The sequence below is a fragment of the Actinoallomurus liliacearum genome (genome assembly GCF_039542035.1).
Lineage (GTDB): Bacteria > Actinomycetota > Actinomycetes > Streptosporangiales > Streptosporangiaceae > Actinoallomurus > Actinoallomurus liliacearum.
The window spans coordinates 187,776-212,129 of sequence record NZ_BAABHJ010000027.1 but is presented as its reverse complement, the minus strand read 5'-3'; the positions used below and the strand labels follow the sequence as shown (position 1 = coordinate 212,129).

At 72.1% G+C, this 24,354-nt stretch carries 26 protein-coding genes; 15 read left to right on the top strand and 11 right to left on the bottom strand.

Translation table 11 applies throughout. The annotated features are described in order from the left end of the window. Nucleotides 1–12: 12 nt before the first annotated feature. Nucleotides 13–1,041 (bottom strand): mechanosensitive ion channel family protein, encoded by a 1,029-nt coding sequence (locus ABD978_RS32555; RefSeq protein WP_345363338.1) that lies wholly within the window; start codon nt 1,039–1,041, stop codon nt 13–15. Between the two features lie 281 nt (nt 1,042–1,322). On the opposite strand from ABD978_RS32555, the gene ABD978_RS32550 reads away from it, so the two are divergent. Continuing rightward, nucleotides 1,323–2,138 (top strand): hypothetical protein, encoded by an 816-nt coding sequence (locus tag ABD978_RS32550; RefSeq protein WP_345363336.1) that lies wholly within the window; start codon nt 1,323–1,325, stop codon nt 2,136–2,138. A 106-nt stretch (nt 2,139–2,244) separates the two neighbouring features. On the opposite strand, the gene ABD978_RS32545 is transcribed toward ABD978_RS32550, so the two are convergent. Further along, entirely contained in the window at nt 2,245–2,619 is a 375-nt protein-coding gene (locus ABD978_RS32545) for a winged helix-turn-helix transcriptional regulator (RefSeq protein WP_345363334.1), read from the bottom strand. A gap of 139 nt (nt 2,620–2,758) precedes the next feature. Between ABD978_RS32545 and ABD978_RS32540 the strand changes: the two genes are divergently transcribed. Together ABD978_RS32540 and ABD978_RS32535 are read left to right on the top strand one after the other, a co-directional pair. Beyond that, complete coding sequence (locus tag ABD978_RS32540) at nt 2,759–3,334, top strand: YceI family protein (RefSeq protein WP_345363332.1); 576 nt, start codon at nt 2,759–2,761, stop codon at nt 3,332–3,334. Between the two features lie 133 nt (nt 3,335–3,467). Continuing rightward, complete coding sequence (locus tag ABD978_RS32535) at nt 3,468–5,099, top strand: alpha-amylase family protein (RefSeq protein WP_345363330.1); 1,632 nt, start codon at nt 3,468–3,470, stop codon at nt 5,097–5,099. 71 nt (nt 5,100–5,170) lie between these two features. Here the strand turns inward: ABD978_RS32535 and kynU are convergent, their stop codons facing one another. Next, nucleotides 5,171–6,349, bottom strand: a complete 1,179-nt coding sequence (gene kynU / locus ABD978_RS32530) for a kynureninase (protein WP_345363328.1) — start codon at nt 6,347–6,349, stop codon at nt 5,171–5,173. A 12-nt stretch (nt 6,350–6,361) separates the two neighbouring features. Further along, nucleotides 6,362–7,210, bottom strand: a complete 849-nt coding sequence (locus ABD978_RS32525) for a tryptophan 2,3-dioxygenase (protein ID WP_345363326.1) — start codon at nt 7,208–7,210, stop codon at nt 6,362–6,364. 139 nt (nt 7,211–7,349) lie between these two features. Here ABD978_RS32525 and ABD978_RS32520 point away from each other — a divergent pair, with 139 nt between their 5' ends. Then, nucleotides 7,350–7,805 carry an Lrp/AsnC family transcriptional regulator gene (locus ABD978_RS32520; RefSeq protein ID WP_345363324.1) on the top strand — a complete coding sequence of 152 codons (456 nt, stop codon included), beginning with the start codon at nt 7,350–7,352 and terminating at the stop codon, nt 7,803–7,805. Between the two features lie 26 nt (nt 7,806–7,831). Here the strand turns inward: ABD978_RS32520 and ABD978_RS32515 are convergent, their stop codons facing one another. The 5 genes from ABD978_RS32515 to ABD978_RS32495 form a co-directional block, all read right to left on the bottom strand. Next, nucleotides 7,832–8,284, bottom strand: coding sequence for a cysteine dioxygenase (locus ABD978_RS32515; protein ID WP_345363322.1), 453 nt, complete (start codon nt 8,282–8,284; stop codon nt 7,832–7,834). Between the two features lie 233 nt (nt 8,285–8,517). Continuing rightward, nucleotides 8,518–10,164 (bottom strand): long-chain fatty acid--CoA ligase, encoded by a 1,647-nt coding sequence (locus tag ABD978_RS32510; protein WP_345363320.1) that lies wholly within the window; start codon nt 10,162–10,164, stop codon nt 8,518–8,520. Nucleotides 10,165–10,265: 101 nt separating this feature from the next. Beyond that, nucleotides 10,266–12,818: an FtsX-like permease family protein gene (locus ABD978_RS32505; protein ID WP_345363318.1), complete on the bottom strand. Its 2,553-nt coding sequence runs from the start codon at nt 12,816–12,818 to the stop codon at nt 10,266–10,268. Then, nucleotides 12,815–13,582, bottom strand: coding sequence for an ABC transporter ATP-binding protein (locus tag ABD978_RS32500; RefSeq protein ID WP_345363316.1), 768 nt, complete (start codon nt 13,580–13,582; stop codon nt 12,815–12,817). Before ABD978_RS32500 ends, ABD978_RS32505 begins: the two co-directional genes overlap by 4 nt. After that, a complete protein-coding gene (locus ABD978_RS32495; RefSeq protein WP_345363314.1) occupies nt 13,579–13,821 on the bottom strand; it encodes a hypothetical protein in 243 nt (80 codons plus the stop codon). The genes ABD978_RS32500 and ABD978_RS32495 overlap by 4 nt, the downstream gene beginning before the upstream one ends. Nucleotides 13,822–13,980: 159 nt before the next feature. On the opposite strand from ABD978_RS32495, the gene ABD978_RS32490 reads away from it, so the two are divergent. The 3 genes from ABD978_RS32490 (at nt 13,981) to ABD978_RS32480 (ending at nt 18,087) form a co-directional block, all read left to right on the top strand. Continuing rightward, nucleotides 13,981–15,234, top strand: a complete 1,254-nt coding sequence (locus ABD978_RS32490; protein ID WP_345363312.1) for a sensor histidine kinase — start codon at nt 13,981–13,983, stop codon at nt 15,232–15,234. Beyond that, nucleotides 15,222–15,878, top strand: a complete 657-nt coding sequence (locus tag ABD978_RS32485) for a response regulator (protein WP_345363310.1) — start codon at nt 15,222–15,224, stop codon at nt 15,876–15,878. Before ABD978_RS32490 ends, ABD978_RS32485 begins: the two co-directional genes overlap by 13 nt. 133 nt (nt 15,879–16,011) lie before the next feature. Next, the gene (locus ABD978_RS32480) at nt 16,012–18,087 is read left to right on the top strand and encodes a glycoside hydrolase family 3 C-terminal domain-containing protein (RefSeq protein WP_345363308.1); all 2,076 of its coding nucleotides are present in this window, start codon (nt 16,012–16,014) and stop codon (nt 18,085–18,087) included. Nucleotides 18,088–18,165: 78 nt separating this feature from the next. Here the strand turns inward: ABD978_RS32480 and ABD978_RS32475 are convergent, their stop codons facing one another. Together ABD978_RS32475 and ABD978_RS32470 are read right to left on the bottom strand one after the other, a co-directional pair. Further along, nucleotides 18,166–18,765, bottom strand: coding sequence for an LURP-one-related family protein (locus tag ABD978_RS32475; protein ID WP_345363306.1), 600 nt, complete (start codon nt 18,763–18,765; stop codon nt 18,166–18,168). A gap of 114 nt (nt 18,766–18,879) precedes the next feature. Continuing rightward, on the bottom strand, nt 18,880–20,412 hold the full coding sequence (locus ABD978_RS32470) for a UxaA family hydrolase (protein WP_345363304.1): 1,533 nt from the start codon (nt 20,410–20,412) through the stop codon (nt 18,880–18,882). 347 nt (nt 20,413–20,759) lie between these two features. On the opposite strand from ABD978_RS32470, the gene gvpJ reads away from it, so the two are divergent. Genes gvpJ through ABD978_RS32430 form a run of 8 tightly spaced genes read left to right on the top strand, consistent with a single transcriptional unit; the run spans nt 20,760 to nt 24,275 of the window. Next, nucleotides 20,760–21,185, top strand: coding sequence for a gas vesicle protein GvpJ (gvpJ, locus tag ABD978_RS32465; protein WP_425550791.1), 426 nt, complete (start codon nt 20,760–20,762; stop codon nt 21,183–21,185). After that, complete coding sequence (locus tag ABD978_RS32460) at nt 21,182–21,919, top strand: GvpL/GvpF family gas vesicle protein (RefSeq protein ID WP_345363302.1); 738 nt, start codon at nt 21,182–21,184, stop codon at nt 21,917–21,919. Before gvpJ ends, ABD978_RS32460 begins: the two co-directional genes overlap by 4 nt. Before the next feature lies 1 nt (nt 21,920). Next, nucleotides 21,921–22,157, top strand: a complete 237-nt coding sequence (locus ABD978_RS32455; protein WP_345363300.1) for a gas vesicle protein GvpG — start codon at nt 21,921–21,923, stop codon at nt 22,155–22,157. Further along, on the top strand, nt 22,158–22,535 hold the full coding sequence (locus tag ABD978_RS32450; RefSeq protein ID WP_345363298.1) for a gas vesicle protein GvpO: 378 nt from the start codon (nt 22,158–22,160) through the stop codon (nt 22,533–22,535). It abuts the gene before it with no gap. Further along, complete coding sequence (locus ABD978_RS32445; RefSeq protein WP_345363296.1) at nt 22,532–23,011, top strand: gas vesicle protein; 480 nt, start codon at nt 22,532–22,534, stop codon at nt 23,009–23,011. The genes ABD978_RS32450 and ABD978_RS32445 overlap by 4 nt, the downstream gene beginning before the upstream one ends. Next, a complete protein-coding gene (locus ABD978_RS32440; RefSeq protein ID WP_345363294.1) occupies nt 23,004–23,777 on the top strand; it encodes a GvpL/GvpF family gas vesicle protein in 774 nt (257 codons plus the stop codon). Before ABD978_RS32445 ends, ABD978_RS32440 begins: the two co-directional genes overlap by 8 nt. Further along, nucleotides 23,774–24,004 carry a gas vesicle protein gene (locus ABD978_RS32435; RefSeq protein ID WP_345363292.1) on the top strand — a complete coding sequence of 77 codons (231 nt, stop codon included), beginning with the start codon at nt 23,774–23,776 and terminating at the stop codon, nt 24,002–24,004. The genes ABD978_RS32440 and ABD978_RS32435 overlap by 4 nt, the downstream gene beginning before the upstream one ends. Further along, the gene (locus tag ABD978_RS32430) at nt 23,985–24,275 is read left to right on the top strand and encodes a gas vesicle protein K (protein ID WP_345363290.1); all 291 of its coding nucleotides are present in this window, start codon (nt 23,985–23,987) and stop codon (nt 24,273–24,275) included. The genes ABD978_RS32435 and ABD978_RS32430 overlap by 20 nt, the downstream gene beginning before the upstream one ends. Nucleotides 24,276–24,354 lie beyond the last annotated feature (79 nt).

Genomic DNA, 24,354 nt, shown 5'->3' with positions numbered 1-24,354 from the left:
CCGGTGACGCCGTCAGCGAGGCTGGGCCGCGCCCGCGAGGAGGAGGCCGGCCGGGGGGAACGGGAGGTCGATCCCCTCGGCGCGGTACCTACGGTGAAGCCGCTTGATGAACTCGTGGATGACGACGTACTGGTCGGTGAACTCCCGGGTCCGGAGGTTGACCGAGAAGCCGATGCTCGTCTCGCCCAGCGTGTTGAACCGGACCGAGGGCTCGTAGTCGGACACGCCGCCGTCCACGGTGGCCATGACCTCCTCGGCCACGTCGAGGGTCACCTTCTCCACGTGCTCCAGATCGCTGTGGTAACCGATGACGACCTTGACCGAGATCGACATGTCCTGCGCCGGCCGGTGGTAGTTCGTCACGATCGCATCGGCGAAGCGGGAGTTCGGCACGACCACCAGGTTGTCGGGAAGCTGGCGGATCGTCGTGTTCCGCCAGTTGATGTCGACGATGTAGCCCTCCTGGCCGCTGTCCAGCCGTACGAAGTCACCCGGCTGCACCTTCCTCGACGCGAGGATGTGCACCCCGGCGAACAGGTTGGCCAGCGTGTCCTGGAGCGCCAGCGCGACCGCCAGGCCGCCGACGCCCAGGGCGGTCAGCAGCGGGGTGATCGAGACCCCGAGGCTCTGCAGGAGGATGAGCGCGCCGATCCCGACGATCACGACGCGGACGATGTTGACGAAGATCGTCGCGGACTGCGCGACGCCCGACCGGGCGAGCGCGACCGAGGAGACGACGCCGGCGGCGAAGCGGGCGATCGCGATGGAGATCGTCAGAATGAGGACGGCCACGAGGGTGCGGCCCGTCGTCGTCCGGATGCCCGGTCTCAGGTGCAGCGTCAGCACCGAGATCCACAGGCCGAGGACCGTGCACGGCACCACCGCGAGGTCGCGCAGCAGCCTGACGAACAGGTCGTCCCAGGCCCACCGGGTGTTGCCCGCGCGGTTCGCCAATCGGCCCAGGAGCGCGCGCAGGCCGAATCCCGTCGCCAGTGCGGCGACGGTCTCGGCCACGGCCACCACGAGTCGCTGCCAGTGCAAGTCGGTGTTCCTCCACTCGTCTTCGGAATGATCTTGGCTGAGAGCCTCGCGCGAGCGTAGCCAGCCCGCTTCCGCCGTGCAGCGGTATGAGCGCATATCTGGCGAAAAGCCTGCTAGACGGCTTTTTTACGGAATGTCGCACATGTGTGATCACACACCGCTCAACCCGGCCGGGATGGCCGGTTGGCCGGGTACGGCCAAGATCGCTACTGACCGGTTGACCTGGTGGGATTCGCCATTGAGGATCTTGCTCCTCTGCCACTAGAGAAAGCGGTGCCTCCATGAAGTCGACCACGCGCCGGATCCTCGCCGCGGCCACGGCCGCCCCCATCGTCCTCGCCCTGACCGCCCCCGCCGCCTACGCCGAGCCCGCGCCGGTCAAGATCGACTTCTCCGGATGCGCCGACCGGCTCCCCGTCGGGGCCGACCCGGCCCAGTGGTTCTGCAACATCTTCGTCATCGGCGGCGGCTCGATGAAGCTCGGCTCGATCACCCAGCCGCTCACCGAGCCGATGACGATCAGCATGGCGTCCGGCCCGGACCGGGCCGGCAACCCGGCGCAGGTCGTGACCCTGAAGAGCAAGCCGATGACCGTGCCCGGCGGAGCGCTGGGCATCCCCGGCACCGAGAACCTGCCCGGCATGACGCTGCAGGCCCAGCCGAAGTACGTCGGGAACTTGGGGCTGAGCATCGACGACAGCGGGAACCTGCACTCCGCCCTCGACCTGCGGATCAAGCTGATCAACGCGCTGATGGGCGACAAGTGCTACATCGGCACGGCCAAGGCGCCCATCAAGCTCAACACGACGGTCGACCCGACCAGCCTCACGCCGTACGACGACGACGTCTTCGGCCTCACGCTGAACGACGACGCCTACAGCGTTCCTGGGACGAGCGGCTGCGGCGTGCTCGGGCCCGTCGCGAACCTCCGCGGCGGCCTGCCCTCCGCCGCCGGCAAGAACACCGCGAGCATGCGGACGTACCTGGCGAGCAAGGCCTACACCGACCTGTACCCGGCACTGCGCAAGAAGGCCCGGTCCAAGGTCGTGAAGCGGCTCCCCTTCAACCTGCCGAGCAGCGTCCTGCGCCGTAAGTAACGACGCCCCAAGCCGTCCGGGACGGGCCTGCCGGACCAGGCCCGTCCCGGGCTCGGCGCTGATGAGACCCGCCCGAGGGGCGCCGGGTGGTGTGCGGACGGGCAGGTCACTCGAATGCGGCGGCCTCCTGCTCGGTCCGGGTGTCGTACTCCTCGCGTGCCGCCTCGATCTCCGGCACGTGCGCCTCGCACCAGGCGATGAAGGGCGTCACGGCGGCCAGCAGGTCCCGCCCCAGGTCGGTGAGGGCGTACTCCACGCGCGGCGGCATCACCGGATACATGGTCCGGGTCACGATCCCGTCCCGTTCCAGCCCGCGGAGGGTGACGGTGAGCATCCGCTGGCTGATGCCCTCGGCCTCGCGCTTGAGCCGGCTGAATCGCTTGGTGCCCTCGGCGAGCAGGGCGATCAGGTACAGGGACCACTTGTCCCCGATGCGGTCGAGGTTCTCACGTGCCCGACAGTCGCCCAGCCCGGTGTCCATGGTTCTCTCCAGGTGACCTAGTAAGAAAAAAGTGCGTTCTTGTGCCGATCGGGGCGGTCGCCCCAGGATGAGAGTGGTTCCTGAACGGAACCAACACATCAAAGAGAACCGCCTTACCTGCAGGAACCAAGGAGACACCATGACAGCCGAGGTTGTCGAGATCCCGGGCTATGTCGCCGGCACCTGGACCATCGACGCGGTGCATTCGGACGTGAGCTTCGCCGTCCGGCATCTGATGGTCAGCAAGGCCCGCGGCCGCTTCGGCTCGTTCGAAGGGCGGATCGTCACCGGGGCCGACCCGCTGGACTCCAGCGTGACCGCGACCATCGACCTCGCCTCGATCGACACCAACAACGCGCAGCGCGACGAGCACATCCGCTCGGCCGACTTCTTCGAGGTCGAGAAGTACCCCACCATGACGTACCGCTCCACCGGCGTCCGCCGCGACGGCGACGATTACGTCGTCGACGGCGAGCTGACGCTGAAAGGCGTGACCCGCCCCGTCCCCCTGAAGCTGGAGCTCAACGGCTTCGGCCCCGACCCGTTCGCGTCCGACCCCGTCAAGGGCGCCCGCGCCGGCTTCACCGCCACCGGCGAGATCGACCGCACGGAGTTCGGCGTCACCTACAACGGCCCCATCCCCGGCGGCGGCGTCGCCCTCGGCGAGAAGGTCCAGATCGTCCTGGAGATCGAAGCCGTTCTGCAGACCTCCTGACCCTCCCCGACGGCCCGTTCCCACTCGGGAACGACCGGTCCCGCCGAGCCGCACCACCTGGCGCTCCTCGGCGGGATCTCCCGTAGGCTCCGGCGCACGTGCACTGCGGGCAAAGCAGGGTAAAGAGCCGCCCATGACGGACAAGGCGACCAGTGACCTGTGGTGGAAGAACGCGGTCGTGTACTGCGTGGACGTGGCGACCTGGCTGGACACCGACGACGACGGCGTCGGCGACCTGTCCGGCCTCACCCGGCGGCTCGACTACCTCGGCGGCCTCGGCGTGAACTGCCTGTGGTTGATGCCGTTCTACCCGTCGCCGCTGCGCGACGACGGGTACGACATCACCGACTATTACGCGGTCGACCGGCGGTTCGGCAGCCTGGGCGACTTCGTGGAGATGCTCCGCACCGCCGACGACCTCGGCATCCGGGTGCTCGTGGACCTCGTGCTGAACCACACGAGCATCGAGCACCGCTGGTTCCGGGACCGTCCCGACTACTACGTCTGGAGCGACCACCCCCGAAAGGAGCCCAGCGAGGTCGCCTTCCCGGGTGAACAGGACGGCACCTGGTCCTACGACGAGGAGGCCGGCAAGTGGTACATGCACCGCTATTACGACTTCATGCCGGACCTGGACATCACCAAGCCCGAGGTCCGCGACGAGATGAACAAGATCCTCGGCTTCTGGCTGGAGCTGGGCATCTCCGGCTTCCGGGTCGACTCGCTGCCGTTCATGATCGAGACGGTCGGCACCGACTGCCGGGACAACCCGGTCAGCTTCCTGCGGTCGATGGTCGAGTTCCTCGAACGGCGGCGCGGTGACGCCATCTTCCTCGGCGAGGCGAACGTCTCCCCGGAGGAGCAGCAGCGGTACTTCGGCCTCGACGGCGGCGAGGGCGTGCAGATGCTGTTCGACTTCCGCGGCTGCGCCGCGCAGTGGCTGTCGCACGCCCGCGGCGACGCGCGCCCGCTCGCGGAGGCGCTGCGGAACCGGCCGGCCCACCCGATCGGCGGCCAGTTCGCCAACTTCTGCCGCCACCACGACGAACTCAACCTCGGCCTGCTCGCCGAGTCCGAACGCGATGAGATCTTCGCCGCCTTCGCCCCCGAGGAGACCCACCGCGTGTACGGGCGCGGCATCCGCCGCCGGCTCGCGCCCATGCTCGGCAACGACCCCCGCCGGATCCGGCTCGTCCTGGCGCTAACCCTCGCGCTGCCGGGCACGCCGGTCATCCTTTACGGCGACGAGATCGGCATGGGGGAGGACCTGTCCCTGCCCGGCCGGCTCGCCGTCCGTACGCCCATGCAGTGGTCCGCCCGCCCGAACGGCGGCTTCTCGCGGGTCGAGGAGGTCTACCGCCCGGCCCTGGCCGACGGCGAGTACGGCTTCCGCGAGGTCAACGTCGTCGCCCAGCGCCACGACCCCGAATCCCTCAGCTCGTGGATGACGCGGGCGATCCGCGTCCGCCGCGAGTGCCCGGAGTTCGGCTGGGGCGACTGGGACATCCTCGACGTCGGCGACACGCGCGTGCTCGGCCTCGCGTACCGGTGGCGGGAGGGCCGCGTCGTCACCCTGCACAACGTGTCCGCCGACCCGGTACGCGTCCGGCTGCCGGACGACCTGGACCTGACCGGTGTGGAGCAGATCCGCCAGATGTTCGGCGACGCGCCGGCGGCCGAGCTCGGCCGGGAGATTGAGCTGGCCGGCTACGGCTACCGCTGGCTGCGCCTCATCGACGACGAGGCGACGACCGCCATCATCTGACCCCGCCGCTCGGGGACCTGTCGGCGGATCCGCTCGCGGCGCGGCCGGGCGGCGGATCCAACGCACACGCCCTATGCCTCGAGGACGTCCGTCAGGGTCCGGGCGGCGTGGAGGGCGTCGGCGTGGGTGACGTAGAGCGGGGCGAAGCCGAAGCGCAGGACGTCGGGGCTGCGGAAGTCGCCGATGACCTCCCGGGCGATCAGCTCCGTCATGACCGCCTCGGCGTCGGGGTGGCGGAGGGAGACCTGGTGGCCGCGCCGCTCGTCGCGGGGGGTCAGCACCTCCACCGCGCCGGGCGGCAGGAGCTCCGTCACGCACTCGACGAAGAAGTCGGTCAGCGACAGGCCCTTGGCACGCACGTCGGCCAGGGCCACGCCGTCCCACACCTCCAGGGCGGACTCCAGGGCGAGCAGGGACAGGATGTCCGGGGTGCCGCAGCGGCCGCGCTCGATGCCCTCGGCGGGGACGTAGTCCGGGGCCATGGCGAACGGCTCCCGGTGGCCGCCCCAGCCGGACAGCGGCTGGTCGAACGCCTCCTGCAGGTCGCGCCGCACGTACAGGAAGGCCGGCGCGCCCGGGCCGCCGTTCAGGAACTTGTAGGTGCAGCCGACCGCGAGGTCGACGCCCAGCGCGTCCAGGGCGAGCGGGAGCACGCCCACGCTGTGGCACAGGTCCCACACGACGCGCGCGCCGGCCGCGTGCACGCGCGCGGTCAGGGCGGCCATGTCGTGCAACCGGCCCGTGCGGTAGTCCACGTGGTTCAGCAGGACCACGGCGGTCCCGTCGCCGAGGACCGCCGGAAGCTCGTCGGCGTCCGCCGTGCGCAGGACGCGGCCGGTCAGCTCCGCGACCGACGTCGCGATGTACCCGTCGGTCGGGAAGGTCGCGGCGTCGACGACGATTTCGCGCCTGCCGGGCGCGAGCCGTACGGCGGCGACCAGCGCCTTGAAGAGGTTCACGCTGGTCGAGTCGGCGACCACGACCTGGCCGGGCGCGGCGCCGAGCAGCGGCGCGATCCGCTCGCCCACCCGGCGGGGCGCCTCCCACCAGCCCTCCGACCAGGACCGGATCAGCCGGCCGCCCCACTGCTCGCGGACCACCCGCTGCATCTGGTCGGCGACCCGCCGGAGCGGGGCGCCGAGGGAGTTGCCATCGAGGTAGACGGTGCCGGGCGGCAGGTCGAACTCGGCGCGCAGGTGCGCGAGGGGGTCCTCGGCGTCGAGCTTGGCGGCGCGTGCTGTCAGGTCCATCGGCGTGATCCTTCAGACGTGGGAACGGGCGGTCCACAGCTCCGGGAACAGCTCCCGGCGTGCTCGCTTCTCCAGCCAGGAGACACCGGCCGAGCCGCCGGTCCCGGGTTTGGCGCCCATCGCGCGGCGGGTGGCCATCAGGTGGTCGTGCCGCCAGCCGGTGAACTCCTCGGCGACGTCGGTGAGCGCCTCACCGAGCCGGAGCGGTTCGCCATCGTCGGTGGCGTAGATCTTCGCCCAGACCTCCTCGACGGCGGGGGAGGGGGCGTACGGCCGGGTGAGGTCGCGGTTCAGCACGTCGTCCGGTACGGCGTGCCCGCGCCGGGCCAGCAGCGCGAGCGCCGCGTCGTACACGCCGGGCTCGCCGAGCGCCCGCGACAGTTCGGCGTGCTGGGCGGGGACCGACCGGTGGGGCACGAGCATCGACGCGGACTTCTCCCCGAGCAGGAACTCCACCTGCCGGTACGCCGCCGACTGGAACCCGGAGCCCTCGCCGAGCGCGTCGCGGAAGGCGTTGAACTCCCGTGGGGTCATCCGCGCGATCGGCAGCCAGGCGGCCCGCAGCGCCTTCACGTGCAGCACGCAGCGGTACAGCGCGGTGGTCCCCGCGCGGACGTCGTCGGCGGCCAGGCGATCGCGGGCGTACCTCAGGTCGAACGCCAGCAGGCCGAAGTACAGCTCCATGACCTGCGTGACCACGAGGAACGACCTCTCCAGCGGCTCGTCGGTGACCGGCCACTGGAGTTCGTGCAGCGTGGCGGCGTGGACGTAGTCCTCGTACGGCGTGGTACCGCCGAAGTCGAGCTTCGGCTCGTCGGCGGAGTGCTGGATCGGGCAGCCGGACCGTGTTTCGGTCGTCACTTCGGACCTCCTCCCTTCGTCACTAATGGGCACCGAACCATTCTGTGAGGGAGGAATCAGACATCAAAGGGCCGATGAAGGGAGTTGCGCCGTTCTTTTCTTATGATCGCAAGGCGATGCGGCGGTTAGGCTTACGACCATGAAACCCGACCTTGACGCCGTGGACTGGGCCCTCCTGGGGGCGCTCCAGGAGGACGCCCGGCTCTCGTACAACGAGCTCGCCCGCCGGGTGCACCTGTCCGCGCCGACGGTCGCCCAGCGGGTCCGCCGCCTGGAGGACGCCGGGGTGATCACCGGCTACCACGCCCGGGTGGACCCGGCGGCCGCCGGGTTCTCCGTCGTCGCCCAGGTCCGGATGAAGTGCTACGGCGCCCGGTGCATCACCGTGCACCCCGAGCTGCTCGACGACATCCCGGAGGTGCTCGAGGTCTCCCGGCTCACGGGGGACGTGTGCTCGATGGTCCTGGTCGCCACGACCTCGGTCGCCGAGCTCGAGCGCATCCTCGTGCGTCTCGCCTCGCACGGCGAGACGAGCTCCGCGATGGTCCTGTCCACGCCGATCGCCTGGCGACCGCTCACCCCCGCGCGTCCCTGACGTCCGTCAGGAGGGTGCCGGGCGGGTCACCAGTCGTCCGCGCTCTCCTCGACCAGCTTGATCAGGTCGCCGTCGACGAGGTCGTAGCGGTTCATCACGGTGAGCCGGGGCGAGTACACGTGAACGCTGACCGCCGGGGCGACCGAGACATTGGTCACCGCATGGACGTAGTCCGGCCCGAACTCCCGGACGTCGCCGGGCGCGAGGTCGCGTTCGACGGCCAGGTCGTGTTCGCGCAGGCTCCCGAGGGCGACGGCGAAGGCTCCTCGGGAACCCCCGTGGTCATGGAAGCCGGTCGACTGGCCCGGCAGCCAGCTGAGCAGCCAGATCTCGTGATCGTCGTCCTGGTGAAGGCGCTCGTACCAGCGCTCTTCGGTGCTCAGGCGTACGCGGTGGATCCATTCGTCGGGGGCGGTCGCCAACCGCCGGGCGATGTCGGCCAGACGGGTTCGGGCGGGCGCGGATGTGCTCGCGGGCATGTACTGCTGCTCCTGTTCACTCTGAGGGCCGTTCGGTTCACGCGGGTACGGGCGTGGTACACAGCGCGCTCGCCTGCCGTCGCAGATCGACGTGCAGGCTCAGCCAGCCCTCGGAGTGCATGGATCGAGCATGGCGATAATTCCCTAGTAAGTCAACCTGAATCATCGGGAAGATCGCGCCATGACAGGAGCCCTACCTGCGCGTCCTCGCCCGCGAGGCGGGCGAGGATGGGTCAGAGGCGTTCGATCTTGACCTCGTCCGCGCGGTAGCGGGCGCGCAGCGGCTTCTTGTCGAACTTGCCGACCGTCGTCTTGGGGATCTCCTCCACGAACGCCCAGTTCTCCGGGACCTGCCAGCGCGCGACCTTGCCGGACAGGAAGCCGGCCAGCTCCGCCGCGCTCGCCGACGCGCCGTCGCGCAGGACGACGAAGGCGAGCGGACGCTCGTCCCAGCGCGGATCCGGGATGCCGATCACCGCCGCCTCGAGCACCGCGGGGTGCGAGACGAGGTGGTTCTCCAGTTCGACCGAGGAGATCCACTCGCCGCCGGACTTGATGACGTCCTTGGCCCGGTCGGTGATCTGGAAGAAGCCGCGGTCGTCGATCGTGCCGATGTCGCCGGTGCGCAGCCACCCGTCGTGGAACTTCTCCGGGGCCGGGTCGCGGTGGTACGAGCCGGTGATCCACGGCCCGCGCACCTCGATCTCACCGACGGACTCGCCGTCCCAGGGCAGTTCCTCGCCCGCCGCGTCGACGATCCGCATCTCCACGCCCGCCGCCACGCGGCCCGACTTCAGGCGCCAGTCGACGTCCTCGGTGGTGCCCGGCTCGACGCCGGGCGGCGGGAAGGCCATGCCGCCGAGCGGGCTGGTCTCCGTCATGCCCCAGCCCTGGATGATGCGCAGCCCGTACTCGGCCTCGAAGCGCTCCAGGAGCGCGCGGGGCGCGGCGGCGCCGCCGGAGGTGCCGGCCCGCAGCGAGGACAGGTCGAGCTCGTGGTCGGCGCCGTAGTTGAGGATCGCGCTCCAGATGGTCGGCACCGCGGAGGAGAGGGTGCTCCGCTCCGCGGCGATGAACCTGGTCAGGTGCTCCGGCTGGAGGAACGGGCCGGGCATGTGCAGCGTGGCGCCGGACAGGAACGCGGCGTACGGCAGGCCCCAGGCGTTGACGTGGAACATCGGGACGATGGTGAGCACGCGGTCCGTCTCGGTGAGGCCCATCAGCGACGCCGAGATCGCCACCATCGCGTGCAGGAACGTCGAGCGGTGGGAGTAGACGACACCCTTCGGGTCGCCCGTCGTGCCGCTGGTGTAGCACATCGACGCGGCGGCCCGCTCGTCGAGCTCGGGCCAGGCGAAGCCGGGCTCCTCGGCCGCCAGCAGCTCGTGGTAGCGCAGCACGCGGGCGTCGCCCAGCGCGGACGCGTCGCCGTCGCCCACGACGATGAACGCCTCGACGGTCGGCAGCCGGTCGGCGACGCGGGCGAGCAGGGGGACGAGGGTGTCGTCGACGAGGATGAACCGGTCCTCGGCGTGCCCGATGATGTGCGCGAGCTGGTCGGGGAACAGCCGGATGTTCAGGGTGTGCAGCACCGCGCCCATCCCCGGGACGGCGAAGTACGCCTCGAGGTGCTCCTGGTTGTTCCAGGAGAAGGTCGCCACCCGGTCGCCCGCGCCGACGCCCAGCCGGGTCAGGGCGGCGGCGAGCCGCTCGGCGTTCTCCGCCACCTGCCGGTACGACGCCCGGCGCGGCTCGCCGCCGGTCCAGGTCACGCATTCGCTCCCGCCGTACACGCGGGCGCCGTGCCGCAGAATCGCGGGAACGGTGAGAGGGAACTCCTGCATCGTGCTGGCGAACATCACGGCCCTTCCGACGGACATACCGACCGGTCGGTAGCAGGTTAGGAGCGGCACCGTTTCCCCGTCAACGATGTCCCGTTACGGATGGTTCGCCGGATCGGCGGGTTTCCCATCACGGCATCTCAGGTGCGCTGGGCGAGGACGTCGGCGGGCGCGGCCCGCAGCGCGCCGCGGACCGGGAGCTCGGTGGCGAGCCAGGCGATCAGCGCGACCGTGCCGGCGGCCGCCGGGAGCAGCCAGAGCGGCCCGGCGGCCCAGGGCCGGCCGAGGAAGCCCGCGCCCAGCAGCGCCAGAGGCACCGCGGACAACGCGACCCCCGCGCCGACGGCCGCGGCCGCGACCAGCGCGGCCTCGCGCCGTACCATCGCGACGATCTGCCGCGGGGTGGCGCCGACCAGCCGGAGCGCGGTGAACTCGTCGCGCCGCTGCGCCGCGGCCGCCGCCAGCCGGTTGGCCACCGCCAGCAGGACGTACCCCAGGAGCACGGCGAGCACGACGACGTTCACCCAGACCTCCGGAGGTGTCGGCGTCTTCGCGACGCCGCCGCGCACGTCGTCCACCTGGACGCCCGGTTCCCTCGCGGCGAGCGCGGCGAGCGAGCGCCGTACCTTCGCGTCCTGCCCCGGCGCGGCGCGGACCAGCACCCGGCCCGCCAGGCCGGTCGTCGTGTGGCCGGCGGCCAGGTCGCGCGAGACGACGACGTCCCCGAAGCCGAGGCTGCGGTCGTACGTGGCCACCACCTGGGCGGCGGCCCGCGTCCCGTCACCCAGGATCACGGTGACGCGGTCGCCGACCCCGGCGCCCCGCACCCGGGCGGTGATCGTGCTCACCGCGATCGCCGCACCGGTCAGGCGGCTCAGGTCGCCGCCGCGCCGCCCCAGGTCCAGGACGGCCGGGGCGTCCGGCCCGGTGACGAGCGCCCGGTACGAGGCGACCGTCTTCGCGCCGTCCTCCAGGTGCGGCCACAGGACGGTCGTCGTGTCCACCGGCACGGCGGCGGCGACGCCGGGTGTCGCACGGATCTCGTCGGCCAGGCCCGAGGAGACCCCGCCGAGGGCGGGCGCGGTGACCGTGGCGTCGGCGCGCGTCGCCTCCTTCGCCTGGCGGGTGGTGGCGGCCATCAGCGTCGTCTGCGTCAGCGCGTAGCTCAGCGTGAACGCGACGGCCATCCCGAGCGCCGTCACCGCGCCGCCGACCCGGAGGGCGTAGCCGTGGCCGTTGCTCACGGCCAGCCAGGTCGTCGGCGACGTACGGCGCGGCAGCCGCCGCAGCAGCGCGCCGCTGCCGTGCCGGACGAGGTTCGGACCCGCGAGGCCGAGCCCGATGACCGCCAGGAGACCGGCCGAGCCGGTCGCGACCGTCGCCTCGGCGGTGCGCAGGAACAGCGGCACCGCCCCCATCGTCATCGCGGCGGCGATGAGCAGCAGCCCGATCCCGCTGCGCACGGCCGACGGCTCACGCGGCTCGGCCCGCGACTCCGCGACGGCTTCGGTCGCCGGCATCCGTGACGTACGGAACGCGGCGCTCAGCGCGGACACGCGCACCGCGAGCGACAGCAGCAGGACCGCCGCGACGGCCGGGAGCGGGCTCCAGGAGAGCGGCAGGCCGTCCGGGATCACACCGTGGGCGGCCAGCAGACCGCCGAACCGGCCGGCGAGGACGTAGCCGAGCGCCACGCCGAAGGGCAGGGGGAGCAGCGCCACCACGCCGGTCTGGGCGGCGATGAGGCGGCGGACCTGCCGCGGCGTGGCGCCGACGGCCCGCAGGAGGGCGAGGTCGTGGCGCTGTCCCGCGATCGACACCGACAGCGCGCCCGCGACGACGAAACCGACGATCATCAGGACGACCCCGGCGATCGAACCGGCCAGCGCGAACAGCACCGTACGACCCGTCGCCGCGCCCGGCTCCTCCACGTCGCCCCGCGCCCCGCCCGTCGCCACCGTGAGGTCGCCGTGGCCGTCCGCCCGGAGGGCCCGGCGGACGCGCCCGGCCAGGGCTCCCGGATCGGTGCCCGGCGCGGCGCGCAGCGCGATCAGGTCGACCGTCCCGCGCTTCGGGCCCGTGTCCCGGCCCGCCAGGCGGGCCGCGACGGCGTCACCGAAGTAGACGCCGGGCCGGCCGCCGACGACGGCCGACACCCGGTATCCGGCCCGCCGGCCGGCGGCCACGACCGTCACCCGGTCACCGGGACGGACGCCGGCGCGCGCGGCGGTGGCCGCGTCGAGCGCCACGTCCCCGGGACCGGCCGGGGGAACGCCGTGGACGGAGGCAGGGCCGGGCAGCGTCCTGGACGACCAGCCGTGCCCGGCGGTCCGCGGATCCCCGGCGTCGATCACCGTGCCGTCCCGTCCGATGACGGCCGCGGGCAGGCCGACGTCGCCGGCCGAGGAGGCGACGCCGGGCAGCGCGGCCAGCAGGGCGACGAGCCGCGCGGGGACCGGCGCCCGCTCCGGCAGCGGCTCGGCCAGGTCCTCGTCCTGCGCGACCGACTGCCGGGCGGCGACGACGACGTCCGTTCCGGCGAGCCGTTCGACGGGCAGGTGGGAGCGCAGGCCGGACTCCGCCAGCACGCCCGTGGCGGTCAGGAACGCGGACCCGCCCAGCACCGCGCAGACGATCGCGACCAGCGCGCCGGTCCGGCCGCGGGTGAGCAGAAGCGAGATCCGGAGCATCATCGGCCTCCCAGCGAGGTGAGCCGGGCGGCGAGCGTCGACGCGTCGGGCTCGCGGATCACGTCGACGATGCGGCCGTCCGCCATGATGAGGGCCTCGTGGGAGCGGGCCGCCGCGGCCGGGTCATGGGTCACCATCACGATGGTCTGGCCGAGCTCGTCGACGATCTGCCGCAGAAGCGTGAGGACGTCCCCGGAACTGCGGACGTCCAGCGCGCCGGTCGGCTCGTCGGCGAACACGATGTCGGGCCGGGCGGCCAGCGCCCGGACGATCGCGACCCGCTGCTGCTGGCCGCCGGACAGCTCCGCGGGGCGGCGGTGCAGGACACCGTCCAGGCCCGTGCGGTCGACCAGCACGCGGATCCACTCCCGGTCCGGGGCGCGGCCGGCGAGCCGCAGCGGGAGGGTGACGTTCTGCTCGACCGTGAGCGCCGGGAGCAGGTTGTAGCCCTGGAACACGAAGCCGATCCGGTCGCGGCGCAGCACGGTGCGCCGGGCCTCGTCGAGTCGGGAGATGTCCGTACCCCCGACCGTGACCGTTCCCGACGTCGGGGTGTCGAGCCCGGCCGCGACCTGCAGCAACGTGCTCTTGCCCGACCCGGACGGCCCCATCACCGCGAGGAACGCCCCGCAGGGGACGGTGAGCGACACGTCGTCCAGCGCGGTCACCGCCACGGTGCCGGTGCGGTGCACCTTGGTGACCCGGTCGAGGCCGATGACCTGACCCGGCGGCGCGGGCCGCGTGTCGGCCGATCCACGGCGCCTCATGCCCGCCCCCGCCGGAACCAGTCGGCGAGCAGCCCCGCGATGCACAGCACCGTCACGATGCCGAACGACAGGCTCACCGCGATCGGGAGTCCGCTCATCGAGGTCACCGCGTTCCCGGCGGCGCTGACCACCAGGACCGTCCAGAGGACCGCGCGGCGCGCGTTCAGGCCGCCGCCGGTCCGGTCGGGGTCGCCGGGCTCCGCTCCGGGCCGGCCGAGCTGAAAGGGGTCGTTCGTCATGGGTCCTCCTCGGTAGGACCCCGACGCTACGGACGGCTGTGACCTGCGACGATCCCGCGTGCTACCCAGTCGTGGTACAGCAGGCACCACTCTTCGCGCGATATGCCCCGGACCCCCGCGATCCGCCATAAGGTGGCCACTGGTCGCGGGGAGGAACGGATGCGAGGCGGGAACGACGGCGTGATCGGACGCGCGCTGCGCGGCCCGATCGACGCGCTCCAGCGGCTGGTCGGCGGTCTGGGTACCGCGACCCTCGCCCTGCTCACCGCGATGGGACTGGTCGTCATCGGCGTCCTCTGCCTCGTCGGTGTCGGGCTGCCGCTGCTGCCGGGGGCGCTCGCGACCGTGCGGGCGGTCGCCGACCGGGAGCGCGAGCGCCTGAGCCGGCGGGGCGAGGAGGTCATCAGCCCGTACGCGCCGTGGCCGAGCGGCTGGTCCGTGCGCCTCCGCGCCGCCGCGGCCGACCCGGCGACGGCGCGCGATCTTCAGTGGCTGGCCACCCACGCCCTGTTCGGGTTCGTCCTCGGCCTGTTCGGCTCGATGCTGCCGCTGCTCGCGGTGCGGGACCTCACCTTCCCGCTCTACTCGTGGGCGCTGCCACCGGGCGAGGCCACCACCTCGGTCGGCCTCCCGGCCGACGGATGGACCGGGGCGGCGGCGAGCGTCCTCCTGGGCGCCGGCTGGGTGGCGATCGCCGTCGGGCTGAGCCCGAGGATGGCCAGGCTCCAGGCCCGGCCCGGGAGGCGCCTGCTCCGGCCGCATCCCGACGTCGACCTGTCCGCGCGGGTCGCGGAGCTGACCGCGACGCGCGCCGCCGCCCTGGACGCCCACACCGCCGAACTGCGGCGGATCGAGCGCTCCCTCCACGACGGCACGCAGAACCGCCTTGTCGGGGTGGTCGTCCTGCTGGGCGCCGCGCGGCGGGCGCTGAGGAACGACCCCGCCGGCGCGGACGGTGCCCTCGAGCAGGCGCAGTCGGCGGCCGAGCAGGCGCTCGCCGAACTGCGCGCCGTGGTCCGCGCCATCCTCCCGCCGGTGCTCGAGCAGCGCGGTCTCGGCGGCGCGCTGGCCGCGCTGGCGGCCGGGTGCGCCGTGCCCTGCCGGGTGTCGGCCGACGTGCCGGGCTCCCGGCCGGCGTCCGTCGACGCGACCGCCTACTTCGTCGTCGCCGAGGCGCTCACCAACATCTCCAAGCACAGTCACGCCCGGCGCGCGACCGTCGACGTGCGCCAGACCCGGGACCGGCTGCGCCTGCGCATCGAGGACGACGGGCGCGGCGGCGCCGACGAGGAGTCCGGGAGCGGCCTCGTCGGCATCCGCCGCCGGGTCGAGGCGCATGACGGACGCGTGACCCTGTCCAGCCCGCCGGGCGGGCCGACCATTCTCGACGTGGAGTTGCCGTGCGTGTTGTGATCGCCGAGGACGACGCCCTGCTCCGCGCCGGGCTCGAGCTGCTGCTGCGCGGGGAGGGGTTCGAGGTCGTCGCCGCGGTCGCGACGCCGGACGCCTTCCTCGCCGCCGTCGACGAGGATCCGCCCGACATCGCTATCGTCGACGTGCGCATGCCGCCCACCCACACCGACGAGGGCATCAAGGCGGCGGTGGCGGCCCGGCGGCGCCACCCGAGGCTCGCCGTTCTCGTGCTGTCGGCGTACGTCGAGGAGAGCTTCGCGACCGACCTGCTCGCCGAGGGCACGGCCGGCATCGGCTACCTGCTCAAGGAGCGGGTCGGCCGGGTCGAGCGGTTCCTCGAGGCCCTGGGCCGGGTCGCCGAGGGGGGAACGGCCATCGACCCGGAGCTCGTGGCCCAGTTGTTCGCGCACCGGCGCGCCGACGACCCGCTGGACCGGCTCACGCCGCGCGAACGCGACGTGCTGGCGCTCATGGCCGAGGGGCTCGGCAACGTCGCCATCGCCCAGCGCCTGGTCGTGACCGAGGGCGCGGTGCACAAGCACATCCGCAACATCTTCGCCAAGCTCGACCTGCGCCCGACCGAGCACACCGACCGCCGCGTCGCCGCCGTCCTGCGCTACCTGGAGAGCACCGGCAGACAGTAATACCTCCAACGAATCCGCTGGTACGCGGCGATTTCCGGCCGGTCGGCCGGCTCACACCGATTGTAAGGTTCCTTGACCATCGGATGTCCGGGTGTTTTGGTGTTGCCGAGCCCCTGACCTCCGAGGAGGACCATTGAGACGCCTGCCCACCGCGATCGCGGCGGCCGTCGCCCTGATCGGGCCGCTCGCCGTCGCACCGGCCGCCGTGGCCGGACGGGCCCCCGCCCCGACGCCGGAGCAGCGTGCCGCGGCGCTCGTCGCCCAGATGACGCTGGACGAGAAGATCACCCAGACGCACACCACCGGGAAGGGCGCCGGCGGGGTCTCGCGGCTGGTGCCCGGCGTTCCCCGGCTCGGTATCCCCGACTTCCTCATCAGCAACGGCCCCGCGGGCGTCGGCACCGGCGCGGTGGGGACCCAGCCCGACGCCACGGCACTGCCCGCGCCCGTCGCCCTCGCCGCCGGGTTCGACCCGGAGCTGGCCCGGCGGTACGGCGTCGTCGAGGGCCGGGAGACGGCGAACGTCGGCCACAGCCTGCTCGAGGCGCCCGACGTCAACATGGTCCGCGTCTACCGGAACGGCCGGGCGTTCGAGAACTACGGCGAGGACCCCTACCTCGCAGGCCGGCTCGCGGCGGCCGACATCCAGGGGATCCAGAGCCAGGGCGTGCTGGCCGAGGTGAAGCACTACGCCGCCAACGACCAGGAGACGAACCGCCGGACCGTCGACGAGCGGATCGACGACCGTACGCTCCACGAGATCCACCTGCCGGCGTTCGAGGCGGCGGTGAAGGAGGGCCACGCCGCCTCGGTGATGTGCGCCTACCCGTCGGTCAACGGCTCGTTCATGTGTGAGAACTCGCACCTGCTCACGGACGTGCTGCGCGGCCAGTGGGGCTTCCGCGGCTTCGTCCAGTCCGACGCCAGTGCCACGCACACCGCGGTCGGCGCCGCGGCCGCGGGGCAGGACCTCGAACTGCGGGACAACGGCCCGTACGACGAGGAGCTCAAGCAGGCCGTCCTCGACGGCGAGGTGAGCATGGCGCGGCTCGACACCATGATCGTGCGCCGGCTCGCCATCGAGATCCGCGCCGGGCTGTTCGATCACCCGCGGACGGTCACGCCCATCGACGCGGCGGCCGGGGGAGCGGTGGCGCGGTCGGTGGCCGAGCAGACCGCCGTGCTGCTGAAGAACTCCGGCGCGGCCCTGCCGCTCCCGGCGACCGGCCCGCACTCGATCGCGGTGGTCGGGCCGTACGCCCAGGTGGCGCACCCCGGCGGCGGAGGCAGCGCGCACGTCGACCCGCTGTACACCGTCAGCCCGGTCGCGGGCATCCAGAAGCGGGTCGGCGGGGGCGTCACCGTCCAGAGTTCGGACGGCTCCGACGCGGCCGCGGCGGCGAAGCTGGCCGGTTCCTCGGACGTCGCCGTCGTCATCGTGGGCGACCTGGAGAAGGAGGGCACGGACCGTACGAGCCTGTCGCTGCCCGCCGACCAGGATCGGCTGGTCCGCTCCGTCGTCGCCGCCAATCCGCGCACGATCGTCGTCCTCAACAGCGGCGCGCCCGTGCTGATGCCGTGGATCGACGACGTCCCCGCCGTGCTGGAGACCTGGTATCCGGGTGAGGAGGACGGCAACGCGCTCGCGGCGCTGCTGTTCGGCGACGTGAACCCCTCGGGCAAGCTGCCGGTGACCTTCCCACGCGGCGAGGAGCAGACGCCGACGAGCACGCCGGACCGGTACCCGGGCGTCAACGGCACCGTGAACTACTCCGAGCGGCTGGAGGTCGGCTACCGCTGGTACGACGCGCAGGGCGAGCAGCCGTTGTTCCCCTTCGGGTACGGCCTGTCGTACACGGGTTTCGCGTTCGGCCGGCTGAAGGTCTCGCCGGTGGCGGACCGGCACGGGCGGGTGACGGTGAGCGTGGACGTCCGCAACACCGGATCCCGTACGGGCGCCGAGGTCGCCCAGGTCTACGTCACGGCGCCGCCGTCGGCCGGTGAGCCGCCCAAGCAGCTCAAGGGCTTCGCGAAGGTGACGCTGCGGCCCGGACAGACCAGGCGGGTGACGATACGGCTGGACGCGCGGGCGTTCTCCGTCTGGGACACCGCGGCGCAGCGGTGGACGACCGTCGGCGGCCGCCACGTCATCGCGGTCGGGGACTCCTCGCGGAACCTGCCGCTGTCGGCTCCGGTCCGCGTCCGCTGACCGCGGGCCCGGCCGGCCGGACCCCGTACGTCGAGCGGCCCGGCGGCCTCCGAGCCGCCGGGCCGCTCGACGAACGGATCAGCGGTGCTGCAGCGCGTCCAGCGCCACTGCCTGGGCGATGACCAGCCGGCGGTCCAGGCGCGGGTCCTTGATGTCGACGACGTACTTGTCGCGCAGCGCGAACTTCTTGTCCACCAAGAACGTCTCCTGCTCGTTCGCGGTGAAGTCGAAGTGGTACGGCCAGGCGAACGGGAGGCTGTCGACGTAGGGGATGAAGTCCCAGACGCGGCGCAGGATCGCGACGAACTTGCTGCGCTCCGAGCCGGTGGTCACGCCGAGGCCCGGCTGCTCCAGGTGCCAGGTGGAGGCCAGCAGCGAGGCCTTGAAGTCCTTGCGGAAGTTGCCGATCGGCTGCCCGCCCGGGTCGGTGACGTCGTAGGTCGCGCCGAGGTCGAGGCGCTGGCGGGCCTTGAAACCGAAGAGCGGGTGCTCCTTGCGGTCGTCGCTGTAGAAGGTGACCTGCTCCTTGAACGCCAGGCGCTTCTGCTGGGCGAAGGCGATGAGCTCGCCCTCGGAGCCGTCCGGGTTCTCGGCGTGCACCTCGTACTGGTTCACCATCAGCCGCACGCGCTGGCGGATGAGCAGCCGCCGCTGCGCCTGGAAAGTCTGGAAGTCCATCTGTCCCCGTCTCGTAACACGGTCGATCGAGGGAGCAAAGGTACAGAAAAGGTAAAGAGCGCACCAAGGTGCTTTCGCGATCAGTGGCGAAAACGAGACCTGACCTCGGTCGCGTCACATCACCGCGCCGAGCCGCCAGGGCACGAACTCCTCATCGCCGAAGCCGAGCTCCTCACTGCGCGTGCGGCGGCCGGACGCGGTGTCCAGGATGAGGCCGAAGATCCGCCGGCCCATCTCGGCGACGTCGCACTCGCCGTCGGCGATGAGGCCGCAGTTGATGTCCATGTCGTCGGTCATCCGCTCGTACAGCGGCGTGTTCGTCGCGAGCTTGAGGCTGGGCGTCGGCTTGCACCCGAACACCGACCCGCGGCCCGTCGTGAAGCACAGGACGTGCGCGCCGCCGGCCACCATCCCGGTCGCGTTGACCGGGTCGTAGCCCGGCGTGTCCATGAACACCAGGCCCTTGGCGGTGACGGGCTCGGCGTACTCCACGACGTCGGCCAGGTTGGACTGACCGCCCTTGGCGGCCGCGCCCAGCGACTTCTCCAGGATGGTGGTCAGGCCGCCGGCCTTGTTGCCGGGGGAGGGGTTGTTGTCCATGGAGCCGCCGTGCCCGGCGGTGTACTCCTCCCACCAGCGGATCCGGCGGACGAGCTTTTCCCCGACCTCCCGGCTGACCGCCCGCCGGACGAGCAGGTGCTCGGCGCCGTAGATCTCCGGCGTCTCACCGAACACCGCCGTGCCGCCGTGCCGGATGAGCAGGTCCGCGGCCGCGCCGAGGGCCGGGTTCGCGGTGATGCCGGAGTAGCCGTCCGAGCCGCCGCACTCCATCGCCAGGATGAGCTCGGAGGCGGGCACGGGCCGCCGGCGCACGGCGTTCGCGGCGGGCAGCAGCTTCTTGATCCGGGCGACCCCTTCGGCGACCGCCGCCCGGGTGCCGCCGAGCTCCTGGACCGCCATCGGCACCACGGGCGTGTCCGCGCCGATCCCCCACTCCTCGGCGAGGGACCGGACCTCGTCGAGCTCGCCGCCGGGGCCGAGCACGAGGAAGCCGGCGAAGTTCGGATGGCGCGCGTACCCGGTGAGGGTGCGCCGCAGCACGGCGGCCTCCTCGCCGCCCGCACCGGCCGTCCCGCGTCCGAGGCCGTGGGGCAGCGCCACCACCCCGTCCACCGCCGGGTAGGCGTCCAGGGGGCCGGGCAGCCCCTCCTGCCGGCGGAACCGCTCGGCGATCCGCCGGGCGGTCGCGACCGCGTGGTCCGCCGTGGCGAGGATCCCGATGTGGTTGCGGGTGGCGACCCGGCCATCGGGCCGGAGGATCCCGTCGAAGGTCGCCCGCTCCGCGGCGGGCAGCGTCTCCGGCGGCCGGACCGCGACGCCGTGCTCGTACTCCCGGTCGAACATCTGGAAGCCGAGATTGTGGGTGTGCACGTGCTCCCCGGCGGCCACCGGGCGCGTCGTGAAGCCGATGACCTGGCCGTACTTGCGCACCTGGGCTTCGGCGGGCAGGTCGCGCAGGGCGACCTTGTGGCCGCGCGGCACGCCGTCCCGGGTGACCAGTCCGGCGCGGACCGGCGTGCCGGCCGCGAGATCCTCGGTGGCCAGTGCCACGTCGTCGTCCTGGTGCAGGATCAGCAGGGCGGTCATCCGTCACTCCATCCGAGAATGGCGAGCACTGTCCGGCATCTTCTCCCGAGCCGCCGCCGCAGCGGAACCCACCGGTATTCACGAGAACCGGAAGATCTGCCGGATCGTGCCCGCCTGTCAACGCTGAGTGACATTTCCGTGGTTTTCCGGCCTCTATTTCTACGCCTCGTACGGGGTCGCTCTCGCTCCGTCGAGCACGGCGGGGATATGCCGGTGACCTCGGACGTTGGTTACGGACGCCGCAGAGCCCATGTCTGTTTGGAGGCGATTTGTGCGGGTAGCCGCTGGACCACCGGCCGAACCGCGGGTACCGGTTCCGGCCGGACCGTCGAAGAAAGGAATGAACCATGGGCAGCGGGCAGATAGCCCAGCGTGGCGCTCCGGTACAACAGTCCTCCGGTGGTGGCGGCGGCGGTCTCGCCGACGTCGTCGAGCTGATCCTCGACAAGGGCCTCGTCATCGACGCCTTCGTCCGGGTGTCCCTCATCGGCATCGAGATCCTCCGCATCGACGCGCGGGTCGTCATCGCGAGCGTCGACACCTATCTGCGCTTCGCCGAGGCCTGCAACCGTCTCGACATCGCCAACGACGGCTCCAGCGCGGGCCTCCCCCAGATGATCGGCCAGATGACGGAGAGCGGCGCCAAGCGCAAGACCAGGGGCGCGCTGCAGGGCGCCGGTGAGACGCTCCGCGACTCCCTCGGCCGGGGCCAGGACAAGGAGAAGGCCGGATCCCGTAGGAAGAAGGACGAAGACGACGAGGAGGAGCAGTGACCGTGCAGTACGTCTACGGCGTCACCGACGCCGACGTGGAGATCCCCGAGACGCTGAAGGGGATCGACGGCCAGGAGGTGTCCCTGGTCGCCCACGGACGCTGCGCCGCCCTGGTGAGCGACCTGGCCGCCGACCGGCCCCTCGGCACGCGTGACGACCTCATGGCCCATCAGGGCGTCCTCCAAGCGATCGTCGAGGCCGGCGGGACCATCCTGCCCTTCCGCTTCGGCGGCGCGCTGGCGGACCGGGACGCGGTCGTCGAGGAGCTCCTGAGCCCCCACGAGGACACGTTCGTCGAGCAGCTCGAACCCCTGCGCGGGCAGGTCGAGGTGCGGATCAAGGCGCGGTACGAGGAGGACGCCGTGCTGCGCGAGATGGTCCAGGAGGAGCCGGAGATCGCCGAGCTCAACCAGCGGGTCCGCGAGCTGCCCGAGGACGCGGCCTACTACGACCGGGTACGGCTCGGCGAGCTCATCGCGCAGGCCTTCACCCGCCGCCGGCAGAACGACGGGCAGGGCCTGCTCGACGCCCTGGCGCCCCGGGCGACGGCGGTCGCGCAGCGCGAGCTGTCCCGCGAGGACGACGTGCTCGACGCCGGCTTCCTGATCGACCGGAAGGAGCGCGAGGCGTTCCAGAAGCTCGTCGACGAGGTCGGCAAGGACAACGAGGGACGCATCCGCGTCCGCGTCGCCGGCCCCCTGCCGCCCTACGACTTCGTGGGCCAGGAGAGCTGACATGGGACTCTTCACCGGGCTGGTGCTGTTGCCGCTGGCTCCGGTACGGGGGGTCGTATGGCTTGCCGAACAGGTACAGGAACAGGCCGAACGCCAGCTGTACGACCCCCAGCGCATCGTCCGCCTCCTGGAAGAGGTGGCCGAGGCCCGTGACGCTGGCGAGATCAGCGAGGAAGAGGCCGCCCGCCAGGAGGACGAACTGGTGAACCTGCTGGCAGAGGGGTCCCGCCGGAGGTAGGTGACCGTGGCCCAGAGCAGAAGCACCCAGAGCAGAAGCGCCCAGAACCAAGGCGGCCAGAGGAAAGGCGGCCAGAGTGAGAACGGCCGGAGTGAGAACGGCCGGGGCAGGGACGGCCTCTCCCCGGAGGAGATAGCCCGGAAGGCCGTCGAGCACGTCGCCGAGATGACGGGCCGGGACAGCGAGGGCGTGATCGCGCTGGAACGGACCGACGACGGCTGGAGGGTCGGCGTGGAGGTCGTGGAGTCCGGCCGCATCCCGGACACCAACGACATCCTCGCCGTGTACGAGGCGGAACTCGACGACGAGGGCAACCTGCTCTCATACCGGAGGACCGACCGCTACTTCCGCGGTCGGTTCGATAGGGACAAGAGATGACCGAAGTCACATGGGCCGGCGACTCCCGCTCCGCCGCTCCCCAGCGGAGCGGGAGCGGGCCGTCGTCGGCCAACCTCGCCGACATCCTCGAGCGGATCCTCGACAAGGGGATCGTCGTCGTCGGCGACATCCGCGTGAACCTGCTCGACATCGAGCTGCTCACGATCAAGATCCGGCTGCTGGTCGCGTCCGTGGACCGTGCGAAGGAGATGGGGATCGACTGGTGGGAGCACGACCCGACGCTCTCGGGCAAGCAGAGCGAGGTGCTCGAGGAGAACCGCCGGCTGCGTGAGCGCCTCGCCGCCCTCGAGGGCGGCGACGGCGCGTCCGCTGACGAGGAGGCCCCCGCCCTGGAGTCGTCCGGCGGCCGCAAGACCACCGGCGGTTCGCGCAAGACCACGGCGGGCGGTCGCAAGACGACCAGGAGAGGCCGGAGCCGGACGACGGGCGAGGACGCGGAGGCGGATCGTGGCTGACGTCGGCGTCTACCTGTACGGAGTGGCGCAGGACCCTGCTCCCGACGCCGTCCGCGACCTCTCCGGAGTGGCCGGCACGCCCGTGCGCGCCGTCGCGGACGGCGCGTTCACGGCGCTCGTGAGCACCGTCGACCTGGAGGAGTTCGGGGAGGCGGGGCTGCGGCGCAACCTGGAGAACCTGCAGTGGCTGGAGGCGACGGCGCGGGCCCACCACGACGTCGTCGACACGGTGGCGCGGTCGGCGCCCACCGCCCCCGTGCGGATCGCGACGGTCTACCGGGACGACGACCGCGTCCGGGAGCTGCTGCGGGACCGGCGGGACGAGCTCACCGAGGTCCTCGGGCGCGTCGTCGGCCGGGTCGAGTGGGGCGTCAAGGCGTACGGGACCGCGGACTCGGCGGCGCGGGAGACGCCCGACGCGGACGACGCCGCGGACGAGCGTCCCGGCATGGCCTACCTACGACGCCGGCGGGTCCAGCGGCAGAGCCGGGAGGATGCGTCCCGGCGGCTGGCCGAGCAGGCCCAGGAGATCCACACCACCCTGTCCGAACACGCGGTGGCGAGCCGGCAGCATCCGCCGCAGGACCCCCGTCTGTCCGGGCACGAGGGCACGATGATCCTCAACGTGGCGTATCTGCTCGACGAGGATCAGACCGAGGCCCTGGCCGCAGCGGCCGACGGGCTGGCGACCCGGATGCCCGGCGTACGGATCGAGCTCACCGGTCCCTGGCCCGCGTACTCCTTCACCGAACTGGACGCGACATGACGGTAGGGGAGGACGTCGAGCGCGCCGTGGCTGTACGGCAGGACCCACGGGTCCTGCCGTCCGAGCGCGTCGCCCTCGTCGACCTGCTCGACCGGCTCCTGGCGGGCGGCGTCGTGATCGCCGGTGACCTCGTCATCTCGATCGCGGAGATCGATCTCGTCCGGGTGTCGCTGCGAGCCCTGATCACCGCCGTGCGAGAGGAATGCGATGACATCGTCCCTCACTGAGCGACTGCGGACGGACCCGGAGACCGTGGAGCACGACCTCGCGGCGCTGGTCCTCACCGTGATCGAGCTGATCCGGCAACTGATGGAGAAGCAGGCCCTGCGGCGGGTCGAGGAGGACGAGAACCTCACCGACGAACAGGTCGAGCAGCTCGGCCTGGCGCTGATGCGGCTCGACGAGGCGATGGAGCGGCTGAAGGACCACTTCGGGCTGACGGCCGAGGATCTCAACCTCGACCTGGGCCCGCTCGGGACGCTCCTGCCCGAGGGCTGAGCGGTCCGCCACCGGCCGTCCGGCGCCGGACCGGGCCGCACGCGACAAGCGTCCGCCGGTGGGAGGGCGGCGACGGGGA